6 protein-coding genes and 2 pseudogenes are annotated in these 13,199 nt (G+C 62.8%); 5 read left to right on the top strand and 3 right to left on the bottom strand.

Going from position 1 to position 13,199, the window contains the following annotated elements; translation table 11 throughout:
• Positions 1 to 33 precede the first annotated feature (33 nt).
• Positions 34 to 1,509, bottom strand: coding sequence for a DUF4157 domain-containing protein (locus tag OG246_RS19650; RefSeq protein ID WP_266464784.1), 1,476 nt, complete (start codon positions 1,507 to 1,509; stop codon positions 34 to 36).
• Positions 1,510 to 2,370: 861 nt separating this feature from the next.
• On the opposite strand from OG246_RS19650, the gene OG246_RS19645 reads away from it, so the two are divergent.
• Positions 2,371 to 6,255 carry an NACHT domain-containing NTPase gene (locus tag OG246_RS19645; RefSeq protein ID WP_266464781.1) on the top strand — a complete coding sequence of 1,295 codons (3,885 nt, stop codon included), beginning with the start codon at positions 2,371 to 2,373 and terminating at the stop codon, positions 6,253 to 6,255.
• 128 nt (positions 6,256 to 6,383) lie between these two features.
• Here OG246_RS19645 and OG246_RS19640 read toward each other — a convergent pair.
• Positions 6,384 to 7,175, bottom strand: a pseudogene (locus OG246_RS19640) (class I SAM-dependent methyltransferase).
• A 3-nt stretch (positions 7,176 to 7,178) separates the two neighbouring features.
• On the opposite strand from OG246_RS19640, the pseudogene OG246_RS19635 reads away from it, so the two are divergent.
• Positions 7,179 to 7,596: pseudogene (locus OG246_RS19635) on the top strand (tyrosine-type recombinase/integrase); the annotation flags it as partial.
• A gap of 75 nt (positions 7,597 to 7,671) precedes the next feature.
• Here OG246_RS19635 and OG246_RS19630 read toward each other — a convergent pair.
• Positions 7,672 to 9,033: a glutamine synthetase family protein gene (locus OG246_RS19630; protein WP_266464777.1), complete on the bottom strand. Its 1,362-nt coding sequence runs from the start codon at positions 9,031 to 9,033 to the stop codon at positions 7,672 to 7,674.
• 312 nt (positions 9,034 to 9,345) lie between these two features.
• Here OG246_RS19630 and OG246_RS19625 point away from each other — a divergent pair, with 312 nt between their 5' ends.
• From OG246_RS19625 to OG246_RS19615, 3 genes are all read left to right on the top strand, one after another.
• A complete protein-coding gene (locus tag OG246_RS19625; protein WP_266464773.1) occupies positions 9,346 to 10,011 on the top strand; it encodes a DUF3105 domain-containing protein in 666 nt (221 codons plus the stop codon).
• Positions 10,012 to 10,025: 14 nt separating this feature from the next.
• A complete protein-coding gene (locus OG246_RS19620; RefSeq protein WP_266470745.1) occupies positions 10,026 to 10,649 on the top strand; it encodes a DUF305 domain-containing protein in 624 nt (207 codons plus the stop codon).
• Between the two features lie 489 nt (positions 10,650 to 11,138).
• Positions 11,139 to 13,079, top strand: coding sequence for a protease pro-enzyme activation domain-containing protein (locus OG246_RS19615; protein ID WP_266464770.1), 1,941 nt, complete (start codon positions 11,139 to 11,141; stop codon positions 13,077 to 13,079).
• The last annotated feature ends 120 nt before the right edge of the window (positions 13,080 to 13,199 follow it).

Genomic DNA, 13,199 nt, shown 5'->3' with positions numbered 1-13,199 from the left:
TCGTTAAATCCCTAGGCCCGCCAAACGCTGCATTCATTTCACCGACAATTCCAAGAACTCGACTGCTTTCTGACGCAGCTCCTGATAGGTGAAGTCGCCTCTATCATTGGCCGTTCCACCGTTGCCCAATTCCTTCTCTTTCTCGATGAATTTGCCGAATCTATCCCGATCGATCCCGTACTGCCTCGCCACGTCGTCCACCTGCTTGTTGTCGGGTTTACGCCCCCGCCCCCACCCGCGTCCTTCGCCGGAACCGCCGCCGCCAGACGCGGCGCTCATGAAGACCGCGCCCGCGAGCACACCGCCGTGTACCAGGACGGTGGTTCCGGCGGCTACCGTAACGGCCCCCACCGGCATGACCACCAGGCCGACCCCCGCGGGAGTCGTGGCCACTCCGACTAGAAACTCGCCGGAGCCGCCGACGATCAGTGCCGCTCCCCCGACGAGCTCGGCGCCCGCCTGCAGAAGACTGAGCGCATGACCGGCACCGCGACCGATCCGGTACGCGACCATGTCGGACGGAATCTGGAAAAGTCGCGCGAGAGGCTCGTCCTGGGGAGGCAGCCCCAACGCGCGCCAGTTGTCCTCCAGCCATGTATCGACCGCGCCCACCAGCGCATACCCGGCCTGCTCCAAGACGTCGTCAAGAATCGGGATGCGGACAGGCTCGATGGGAATCTCATGGACTCCCATGAGTTCTCCGGCCGTGTTCCGCACCTCGGTGTATCCGCCGGAGGACCTCCTATACCCGATGACCATCCCGCCGCGCCGGACATCTCGGACCGGCTTCCAGATGAGACGGTCCGCCCATTCAATTTTGTCATCCCGGTAGGTACCGATCCTCCCCCTTCTTTCCGCACCAACCCGTTCGAATTCTGAGGCAGCCTCTCTGAATACCTGCTTCCATTCCGGCAGCAGGCTGCTGTAGAGGACCTCGATCTCGTCGACGGCCGTGTATCTGATAGGGACCCCAGGGCGCCCATACAGTTCTTCGCTGATTACGGTGTCCTCATAGGACCCGAGCAGCCTCGCGCGGGGCGGTGACATGGGAAGCGGTTCGAGAGCGACGGAAACCGCGGGCAGAAGGCCTGGGCTCGCGGCCGAGAAAGTGCTCGGGCGTGGCTCGGGTTCGCGCTGCACGCTCAGCGGGACGCTCCTATGAGCGGTCCGCGCGGAGGGATCCGCAGCCTCACGCTCGGCCGCGTCGCCAGGTTTACTGACGGGCAGGGGGCCGGTCGGCGCCGCATCCGGCTGCTGCATGACATGCACGAGTTCATGGGTCAGGATGCGCCGGCCAGGCGCACTGTCGAGGTCGGGCATCGACTGCCCCAGCACAATATGCGTGCCGACGGTGTAGGCCGTTGCCCCGACACCGGCGGCCGACCGGTCGGCACTCGGGTCACTGTGCACCCGCACCTCGCTGAAGTCCCACCCGAACCTGGCCGACATGTCCCGATGAAGCGCCCCCGGCAAAGGCCTACCCGGATCGCGGAGCACATCGTGAACCATCGGCGGTGCGATGCTGACCGGCTTTCGTCGGCTGGGGGCCATTTTCATCGTCGCGTCCTCATCGTGCGGGTCGGTGGGCGACACCCGAACGCGTCAGGCACGGCCAGTGTCCGAACCGACCGTCAACGGAACGTCACGGGGCCCTGAAACGCCGTAGGGCCGACGGTTCGAGACCGTCGGCCCTACGTGCTGTTTAAGTGGAGCGCCCGCGCTGAGCTGTGCTTACAGCACCGGCAGGTTCTTCCGCAGTTCCAACGCCGTCACCTCGGAGCGGTATTCCTCCCACTCCTGGCGCTTGTTGCGGAGGAAGTGGCGGCGGCACGGAGAGACCTCCCGCGATCGACGTCGGTGCAGCGCTGACCTGTGATCGAACGGCCGTCATTGGTCGTTGTTGGCCGCTGTGGGCCACCCACAGACGGCCCCGCTTGAGCACCTCGGTAGATTTACAGTCCCCTCAAGATCACACACTAAGAACTCGCCTGACCAGGACTTTTAGAAGATATGTGAGCGGAGTGTTCGATCCCCATCCACGTCTCGTCCTGATCTTGAAAATACTCCGTGAGGTTGCTGGTGCCGTGTGGGGCCACCCACAGAATCACTGAGCTAGTGACGTGATCTCCAGGAGTCTCAGCCAGTGCGTCCCGCTCTTTTGAGCGTACACCAACAACTACAGAGACGGTGACCCGCCTTCCTACTACCCCTGACCTAGGTCCCTGAGCGTGGGACCCGCTGCAACGGATTCGTGAGCCCTGGGCTGCCATAGCGCTCCGGCCCGACGATGCACGAGCCGCCGCTAACGTACATAGGTGCGATCCGCCCATTCTGCTGCCAACGGCCTTCCCGCCTCGCCATACTTGGAGCATGCGCTTCGATCTCTACCGCCTAGGGCCCCGAGAGTTTGAGAACCTCACCCAAGCCATAGCTTCAGCAGAAATTGGCCCCTTTGTGACCATGCTTGGCCCCGGCCCCGACGGCGGAAGGGAGGCAACATTCAACGGAACGATAAAAGCACCCGAAGGGAGCCGCGTTTGGGACGGCTACGGAGTTCTGCAAGCGAAATACAAGGAGACACCGGCGCCCCCAAGAGAGGAGGCTTCATGGCTGATTCGAGAAATCCGTAAAGAGTTCAAGGAGTGGAAGGAATCCGAGAAGCGATCCCCCAAACCTGACTATATCATTTTTGCGAGCAACGTCTCCCTTTCGGCCACCCCTGGAACCGGTGGAATCGACCGAGTGACAAAAGAGATGGAAACGCAATGCGCCAAGCTTGGTATTAAAGGATGGGCCGTTTGGCACGCCGAGAATATCTGCCGCTTCCTCGAAAAGCATGATGGTATACGCACTTCCTACTCGGCCTGGATTCTTCCCGGTGACATACTTTCATCTCTCTACGGGAACATACAGAGAGAGAAAATAGAGACTGCGCAGGCAATTCGCTCCTTCCTCGCCAGAGAGCTACTTAAAGACCGTTACGCAAATCTCGATCAAGCTGGTGCCGCGGACGACCGAACAACCCCACTGGCTGATGTTTTTGTGGATCTTCCCATTGGGCTCGCGGCGGAGCGCTCGCAATCATTCCAAGCGCGCTGCCTTGAGACACTTATAGCCGCCTGCGACGTTAACCAGGCAAATCGATGGGAAGACCCTGACCGAGAGACCACTCCGAATAAGTTCGTGCTCGTGGGCGGGCCCGGGCAGGGGAAAAGCACAGTAAGTCAATTCATGTGCCAGCTTTACAGAGCTTTTCTGGTACGTGAGACCGTATCAATGCGTAATGCCGATGTGAAGACTGCTGTTTCAAGAATCACAGAACAAGCAGAAAGAGAGTCACTCGTACCGGGAGCACGCAGGTGGCCCGTTAAGATTCCGTTGACGCGCTTCGCAGACGAGCTCGCTCGGGGACGTTGCCACAGTGTCCTTGATTATATCGCCGAGCAAGTTAGCGAGGGATCAGCTGTCTCTGTCTCGGCCTTGCAGATTCGAGATTGGTTGCGCGATTTCCCTTGGCTTCTCATCTTGGACGGACTCGACGAGGTCCCAGGGACAAGCAACAGGGCCCAAGTGATGAATCGAATCAACGAATTTCAGATCGAGGCCGACGAGACAGGAGCCGATCTCGTCATCGTAGCCACTACCAGGCCTCAGGGCTACACGGACGAATTTTCACCCGAAAACTTCCGTCACTACGTACTTCTCCCACTCGAAGGTGAGCACGCCCTCGCTTATGGATTGAAGCTTGCAATATCTCGGCACGGCGCAGAATCCGAAAAGGTGAGCAGGCTGATGAGTCGCCTGCAACAAGCTTCCGCAGAGGCTTCAACTGCACACCTCATGGGGACTCCCTTGCAGGTGACAATCATGGCTGTTCTACTGGACAGAGTAGGAAAAGCACCGAAGGATCGATTTACTCTATTCGCCGAGTATTACCGCGTGATCTATGAACGTGAGCTCGAAAAGGAGGGCGCTGCAAGCAATCTGCTGCGCGATCACTGGACGGACATCAATTCCATACATGCCGATGTCGGATTACTCCTCCAGGAGCGAAGTGAAAGATCGGGAGAAACTGAATCCCGCCTCACCCTACTGGAGCTAAATGAGATAATTTTCGAACGTCTACAGGAAGAGGGACATGAGGGAGAAGCGCTACTGCAACTCGCCGCGTCCCTTAGTCGTTTGGCGACTGACAGGCTCGTCTTCCTAGTTCCTTCCAGGGAAGGTGAAGTCAGTTTCGAGATTCGGTCATTGCAAGAATTCTGGGCTGCCGACGCATTGCTCAAATGCGGTGAGGAAGAGATAGCCAATCGCCTTCAGGCTATGTCTCTTAACTCCCACTGGCGTAACGTTCTCCTGTTCGCACTTGGTAACATCTTCGTGAATCGGCGCACGCTGCGTGACTCGGTGATGATGCTGGTTTCTGAACTCAACACTCACTCAGATGTCTTTGGTAATCTCCCACGCCGCACTTTTACGGGCTCAAGGTTGGCGGTAGAGATCCTGCACGACGGGATGGTCAAGGCGCCGCGTTACGAAGTGACACTGGTAGAGGAAGCATTGAAGCTCTTCTCGCTACCGCCTGCCGAGCATGTGGCCATGCTCGGCACGTGCATTAGTGAACGCGGCATGGCTATCGCTAGAGACGCCATCGAAACCAAACTGCGGGCTGGAACAATTCCCAGCAAAGCTACCTTGCAATTCATTGGCATTAGAGCCGATCACCGTGATCCCTGGGCTGTTGAAGCCCTCCAGAGTCTACAGAGTGGCAGCAGCCAAGAACGCCTTCGGGTACTGGAAATCGGCCTTGAGTGTGCAATCCCATCACTTTTCCAATCGATGGCAGGATGCTTGGCTTCGCCGGAAACAACGAATCGTCTACCGTACATTGCACTACGATCTTCCCACGAGGCAATCCAGCTTCGAGAGTTCACTGGCAGCTTTTCGGCGCCTGCATGGTTAGCCCCTCTCTTTGCCGCATTCTCCGGTACTAATAGTCGAGGGCGAAACGATTGCGAGATAGCGCTCTTTCGTGGCCCGAATGGCCGACTAGTAACTCTTCGACTTTCCAAAGTTCGATCCCGTTCCTGGGAACCGCTCCAAGAAGCTCAAGATTCCAATTTTCCGGAAAATCATTGGCTCATGCGAGTTGTGGACTTTTGCAGGAATCCAAATTCCATAAGCCTGGCTGATGCCGTGAATGCAGCGCTGCCAAACGCGCCGTCTGTCAAGCCTCTCAGACAATTCCTCCCGTGGATCTTCGTTGAAGCTCTATCCAGCGTGGAAAAGGGGCGATCTACGATTGCCGAAATTTCAGATGGCCGCTTGGGTGAGCTCCAGGACTGGGATGCTGTTGAGGATTCTTGGCTCGACTTCTCTCTGAATCATCTGTCCAACAGCTTCGATGACTGGTTGAGGGACCGAGTTCCGTTCATACCAGTTCGATCGTCTCGATTTTTGCTTGCACGAAGCCACATACCTGGGACGCTATTCGAAAGATCGCTAGACAGCATGCTTTCGATAATCGGCAACAGGACGGATTTGAGTGATAGGTCGAGACTCGCCTCTCATGTTATGACGGCTGTGACCGATCCATACCGAGGAGCTCACGGAGAAATCGGAGTTTCCGCAACGCCTCACCAAGTCATGCAGCTCGCCAATTATGCGAGCCATGGAAGCCACACGCCGCTGGGATGGCTCGGCGCAGTGCCATGCAATGCAGAATGGATGGAGGTGCTCGACCGCGTTGGCCGATATACGAAGATCGGCGACTTCTGGATGCCGTACATAGAATTTGACGTCGTAGAATATTGGTCAAATCACTTCGAGCTCGCGGGTCTAGGACGCCTAGTAATTCCCCAATTCGCTCGGAGTGGGGTCGATCCGGCGACCTGCAACAAAGTACTCGCTGAGTGGCAAAGGGTGCGAACACAGTTGGATAGGGACCCTGAAGTTGCGATGACCGTGGGATTGGCGGCGATGCAAATCATTCCGCCAAAGGATCACGACGATGTACAGCAGCGAATGACCATCATTAAGAAAGCCGCAGCATCCGGGCGGGCAAACATCGCTGAAGTGATTCAGTTCATTTCACTAAAGCTTGACGAGGTGAGTATTGATTTCGCGACGGAGATCCTCAATTGGGTCGCAGATGACGAAACCATTGAAGACCTGCCGAGTATCTATGACAGGGTCGTTAGATTCCAGTCATCTCCTCCATCAGGAATCTCGTTTACCGGAATGCGCCCTACATGACATGGTCCAGCGTGCCTTGCTCGTTCGGCCACTCGATGCTCGATTCCTCTGCCTCGGAGTGAGGATGATGATCACCGCCAAAGGGCTGCAAGGGTCTCGCGAGAGCTCCGCCCATGCCTCAGCACGGGTCAGGCCACGTCATCAGCGGGCGCCCGTCCTACCGCGAGCAGGTGCGAACTAGCTGCGAGCAACTCCGGATACGGCTCAGCCATCCGCGCGGCGGTCATGGCGGAGGCCATCAGGTCATCGGTAGGCCCCTCGCCAGGCTGCTGTTCAACAGCCTTGACGAGAGGCCACGCCGGGCCTTCGATCCCGAAAACCTCCACGCCAGTAAGTCCCGACTCTCTTAGCTCGTCCACAAGTTCCTCCGCATGATGGAAGTACGCCAGAGTGAAGGGAGGACCGTCGTGCACAGCTGTGCGAAGAATCTTGGAAACCGGTTCTTGCATGCGCTCGGTGTGCAGGTGTGCGTACGTGACGTGCTCGAACAGCGAGACGTAGCGGTTGATCTCTGCTGCGGCCACCAGCCCACCCGGTTTCACTACGCGTCGCGCTTCAGCGAGCGCTCTACGGCGGTCAGCGGCGTCGGGCAGGTCGTAAAGCGGGCCAAGTAGCTGAACCACGTCGTAGCTCTTGTCACCCGCTTCCAGCGCTCGCGCATCTCCGAGCGACGCCGGGCAGATAGCCGATGTCTGCTCAACGTGGCGAGGAACAGGTCCGCCAAGGAGACCGCGTATCCGTCCCTGATCAGCCACTCCGCGTGCACCCCCGCCCCGCCGCCGACGTCCAGAACTTTCGCGGGCGCCGGCGGCAGGAAGCGGCGTAGGAGTTCCATCCGCTGAGCGATGCAGGCGCCCGCTCTCGTCCACGGTCTCGCCGTAGAAGCGCACAACGGAGGGAGCCAATCCGAGATTCGACATGCAGAAGTCTCGCTGCCCTGGCTTCGGCCGGACGGTCCGCTCGTCACCAAGCGGTTGTTACTCACCAGGGCCAACGGAGTCGGCGCAGTTCGCCGTACAGACTTCAACCTGCGCGCGTGGAAGCCCGCCCTCGTCACGGCCGGCGTCATCCCCGAGCCGAAGCCCGGCGAGCGGCACCAGGCAGCGCGAGAACATGGCATGCACGCTCTGCGGCACTTCTACGCCTCCCGTGCTGTTGGACGCAGGAGAGAACGTCAAAGCCCTGAGTACGTACCTCGGTCACACAGACCCAGGGTTCACACTCCGGGTGTACACGCACCTCATGCCGAGCAGCGACGGGCGGACCCGAAGGGCCGTGGACAGCCTGTACGCAGGCACCGATTCAGCACCTGACGGCCCAGAGACGGCCCAGGGCCAGTAAGACGCCGTAGGGCCGACGGTCAACGACCGTCGGCCCTACGTCTCGTTCCAGCTCGATAGTCGCGTTGACCTGCGCCTACAGCACCGGCAGGTTCTTCCGCAGTTCGAACGCGGTGACCTCGCTGCGGTACTCCTCCCACTCCTGGCGCTTGTTGCGGAGGAAGAAGTCGAAGACGTGTTCGCCCAGGGTTTCGGCGACGAGTTCGCTGCGTTCCATGAGGCTCAGGGCCTCGCCGAGGTTCTGGGGCAGGGGCTCGATGCCCATGGCGCGGCGTTCGGCGTCGGAGAGGGCCCAGACGTCGTCGTCGGCGCCCGGGGGGAGCTCGTAGCCCTCTTCGATGCCCTTGAGGCCGGCGGCGAGGAGCATCGCGTACGCCAGGTAGGGGTTCGCGCCCGAGTCGATGGAGCGGACCTCGACCCGTGCCGAGCCCGTCTTGCCCGGCTTGTACATCGGGACGCGGACGAGGGCGGAGCGGTTGTTGTGGCCCCAGCAGATGTACGAGGGGGCCTCGCCGCCGGCGCCCGCGGTGCGCTCCGAGCCGCCCCAGATGCGCTTGTAGGAGTTGACCCACTGGTTGGTGACCGCGGAGATCTCCGCGGCGTGCTTCAGCAGGCCCGCGATGAAGGAGCGGCCGACCTTGGAGAGCTGGTACTCCGAGCCGGACTCGTAGAAGGCGTTGCGGTCGCCCTCGAAGAGCGAGAGGTGCGTGTGCATGCCCGAGCCGGGGTGCTCGGAGAACGGCTTCGGCATGAAGGTGGCCTGGATGCCCTGCTCCAGCGCGACCTGCTTCATGACCAGGCGGAACGTCATGATGTTGTCCGCCGTGGACAGCGCGTCGGCGTAGCGCAGGTCGATCTCCTGCTGGCCGGGCGCGCCCTCGTGGTGCGAGAACTCGACGGAGATGCCCATCGACTCCAGCATGGTGATCGCCTGGCGGCGGAAGTCCATGCCGACGTTCTGCGGGGTGTGGTCGAAGTAGCCGGAGTTGTCCGCGGGGGTGGGCCGCGTGCCGTCCAGCGGGCGGTCCTTCAGCAGGAAGAACTCGATCTCCGGGTGGGTGTAGAAGGTGAATCCCAGGTCGGAGGTCTTGGTGAGGGTGCGCTTGAGGACGTAGCGCGGGTCCGCGAAGGACGGGGAGCCGTCCGGCATCAGGATGTCGCAGAACATCCGGGCGGTGCCCGGGGCCTCCGCGCGCCACGGCAGGACCTGGAAGGTCGAGGGGTCCGGCTTGGCGATCATGTCCGATTCGTATACGCGGGCGAAGCCCTCGATCGCCGAGCCGTCGAAGCCGATGCCCTCGTCGAAGGCCTGTTCCAGCTCTGCCGGGGCCACGGCCACCGACTTGAGGAAGCCGAGTACGTCCGTGAACCACAGGCGTACGAACCGGATGTCACGCTCCTCCAGTGTCCGGAGCACGAACTCCTGCTGCTTGTCCATCTTCCGCTTCCACCCATCCTTGCTGGTCAGGCCGCCTGCTCCCACGCCTCGGGGACGGTCGGGGCACCTGAGCATCCCACCACAACAGCATTTCATGCGCGTTGCCGACCTTGATCGGCCGGCCGACCTCGGCGTGAACGCCTCGCGTACGGCAGATGTCCGGCTTCGGATCCTGTTCGGTTCCGCCCCGGCATCCTGTTGTGGTCCTGCTCTGATGCCCATAGTGCCTGCTCGGGGGCTCATCTGTAATGGGCGGCCCCTATCCCACTACGATCAGCTGTCCCGACCGTCCCCCACGTATAAGGACTCGCCATGGGTTCCGCGAAGAACACGAGCAGCGCCTCGCGCAAGGCCCGCATAGAGGAGATGCGCCGCGCCGAGCAGTCCCGCGAGCGTCGCAATCGGATCCTCGTGATCGGCGCCAGTGTGGTCGTCGTCGCCGGGCTCGTCGTCGGTGGTGTCGTCCTCGTCCAGTCGCAGTCCGACAAGGACGACGCCGCGAGTGACTCCAAGGCGGGCTCGGGGCACTTCACCACGGGCTCCGACGGGGTGAAGACCTGGAGCGCGAAGCTTTCCCAGACGCACGTCACCAAGACCGTGGACTACCCGATGGAGCCTCCGGTCGGCGGTGACCACAACGCGGTCTGGATGAACTGCAACGGCGATGTCTACACCAAGGCGGTCAACAACATGAACGCCGTACACTCCCTGGAACATGGCGCGGTCTGGGTGACGTACAACAGCAAGGCCTCTGACGCCGACGTCAAGGCGCTCGCGGCGAAGGTCAAGACAACCCCGTACACGCTGATGAGCCCCGTCGAGGACCAGAAGGACCCGATCATGCTCAGCGCGTGGGGCAAGCAGCGCACGGTGTCGAGCGCGACCGACGCCAACGTCGGCAAGTTCTTCGAGTCCTTCGTGCAGGGCGACCAGACGCCGGAGCCGGGTGCCGCGTGCACCGGCGGGCTGTCCCAGTGAGCCGGATGAACCGGATGAAGCAGATCGGCTGGATCTCCGGGGCCGCGGCGGCGGTGCTCGTCGCTGCGGGGGCGATCACGTATGCGGTCGCCGACGGGGTTGGTGGCAGTGACGACTCGGGGGTCGTCACTCCCTCTGCCGATTCCGCCGACGCGGGGTTCGCCCGGGACATGGCGGTCCATCATCAGCAGGCCGTCGAGATGTCGTACATCGTGCGGGACCGCACCGAGAACGTGGAGGTACGGCGTCTCGCGTACGACATCGCGCAGACGCAGGCGAACCAGCGGGGCATGCTGCTGGGGTGGCTCGATCTGTGGGAGCTGCCGAAGGTGTCTTCGGACGGGCCCATGGCGTGGATGGGCATGGACGGGATGGTCTCCGGCGAGGACGGGGCGCTGATGCCCGGCATGGCGACCAATACCGAGCTGGAGAAGCTCAACACGCTTAGCGGCAAACCGGCCGAGGTCTTCTATCTGCAGTTGATGACCTCGCATCACAAGGGCGGGATTCACATGGCCGAGGGGTGTGTGGAGAAGTGTGAGGTCGGGGTGGAGCGGAGGCTGGCCACGGGGATGGTGGAGGCGCAGGAGTCTGAGATCGATCTCATGGCGGGGATGTTGGAGGCTCGGGGGGCGTGAGCCCGTCTCGGGCGCCTGGGGTTCGGTGGGGGCGGGGCCGGGGGCCGGTGGTGGGTCGGGGCCGGGGGCCGGTACATCCGCCCGTCGCCGACGGATCAGACCTTGGCCGAGCAGGGAAGCGTCCGGTGACGCGAACGTACGCGACGGGCATTTGATGTACCGGCCCCCGGCCCCTCCCGTGCGTATGTGGGTGCCGGTGCGTCCGGCCCTCCCTGCCCCTTCCGTGCGTTCGCGGGTGCCGGTGGTGCCTCCTTTCGCCGTTTGCTGACAGGTTGTCAGTTTTGTGGGCTTGTGCTGGGTCGTCCCAAATGTCTTCCGGAAGTGGCTACTTGGGGTTTCCTTGGCCTGTTCATTTCCCTGGCATGGACGGTTCATCGTCAGAGTGGCCCCCATCGCGTGATCCATTCCCTGTGCACCCATGTGGCGCAGGGGTCTGTGCGGATCACCGACCGACCACTACATGCGACGAACCGCATCGCAGGGGGTTTTATGAGATCCAACCGCGCAGTGCTGCGCGCCGGGGTGAGCATGGCAGCGACACTGCCTCTGCTTGCCGGGGCGCTGGCGTTCGGCATACCCGTGGCCCAGGCGGCGGACGGCCCTGGCCGGGACACCCTCGCGGGTACGAAGCCCACCTGGGCGACGGCCAAGGCGGACAAGGGCGCCACGGCCGACAGTTCCCAGGTCTCCGCCCGGGTCTACCTCGCCGGCCGGGACGCCTCCGGTCTGGCCGCGTACGCCAAGGCCGTGTCCGATCCGGAGTCGGCCTCTTACGGGAAGTACCTCAGCGCCACGCAGGCGCAGAATCGCTTCGGCGCCACCGAGGCGCAGGTCGCCGCGGTGACCTCGTGGCTGAAGTCGGCGGGTCTGAAGGTCACCGGCTCCACGCAGCACTACGTCTCCGTGACGGGTGATGTCGCCGATGCCGAGAAGGCGTTCGACACCCAGCTGCACAACTACGCCAAGGGCACGAAGACTTACCGTGCGCCGTCGAAGACGGCCTCCGCGCCGGCCGCCCTGGACGGCGCCGTCCTGACCGTCACCGGTCTGGACACCGCTCCGCACAAGGCGACGCACAGCGACACCCTGCCGCCGCCGGACGCCGTGTTCAACAACGCCGGGCCGTTCTCCTCGTACTACGGCTCGAACATCGCGAGCACGCTGCCGGACGCGTACGGCACGAAGATCCCGTACGCCGTCCAGGGCTACACCGGCAAGCAGTTGCGCGCCGCCTACGGGGCCGGCACGAGCACCGGCAAGGGGGTGCGGGTCGCCATCACCGACGCGTACGCCTCCCCGACCATCGCCTACGACGCGGCCACCTACGCCAAGAAGCACGGTGACGCGAAGTACAGCAGCGGTCAGTTGCGCCAGGTGCTGCCGAGCGACTACACGAAGACCGAGGAGTGCGGGGCCGCGGGCTGGTACGGCGAGGAGACCCTCGACGTCGAAGCCGTGCACGCTGTCGCGCCCGGCGCGAGCATCACCTATGTGGGTGCCGCCTCCTGCTACGACGACGATCTGCTCGACTCGCTCAACAAGATCGTCGACGGGCACCTCGCCGACATCGTCTCCAACTCGTGGGGCGACATCGAGGCCAACGAGACGCCCGACATCGCGGCCGCCTACGACCAGGTCTTCCAGTTCGGCGCGGTCGAGGGCATCGGCTTCTACTTCTCCTCCGGCGACAACGGCGACGAGGTCGCCAACACCGGTACGAAGCAGGTCGACACCCCGGCCAACTCGGCGTGGGTGACGGCTGTCGGCGGTACCTCGCTGGCGGTCGGCAAGGGTGACAAGTACAAGTTCGAGACCGGCTGGGGCACCGAGCGGGCCGTGCTGTCGGCGGATGGCGCCGGCTGGACGGACTTCCCCGGCGCGTTCACCTCGGGCGCGGGTGGCGGCACCAGCAAGACCGTGTCGCAGCCCTTCTACCAGAAGGGTGTCGTACCCTCCTCGCTCGCCAAGGCGAACGGTACGACCGCCATGCGCACCGTGCCGGACATCTCGGCGGTCGCCGATCCCAACACCGGGTTCAAGGTCGGCCAGACGCAGACCCAGCCGGACGGGACGCAGGCGTACAGCGAGTACCGGATCGGCGGCACCTCGCTCGCCGCGCCGGTGATCGCGGGTGTCCAGGCGCTGGCCCAGCAGACGCGGGGCGGCAAGCCGATCGGCTTCGCCAACCCGGCGATCTATGCCAAGTACGGCTCGAAGGCGTACCACGACGTCACGGACAACCCCACGGGGTCCGGGCTCGCCGTGGCGCGCGTCGACTTCGTCAACGGTTACGACGCGACGGACGGTCTCACGACGTCGGTGCGCAGTCTCGGTAAGGACAGCTCGCTGTCCGCCGTGAAGGGCTACGACGACGTCACCGGCGTGGGTACGCCCGCGAGCGGCTACGTCCAGTCGTACCGGCGCCACTGAGGTCCACACGGTGGTCCGCCGCGCCCGCCCCCGACGGAGGTCTCGTCGGGGGCGGGCGTACGTTCGCCCCCCAGCCCGGGGGCGCGAGGCGCCCGCCACCCCATCGCGTCGCTCTGACGA

The organism is Streptomyces sp. NBC_00620 (assembly GCF_026341825.1).
Classification (GTDB): Bacteria; Actinomycetota; Actinomycetes; order Streptomycetales; family Streptomycetaceae; genus Streptomyces.
This window is presented reverse-complemented; position numbering and strand designations above follow the sequence as displayed.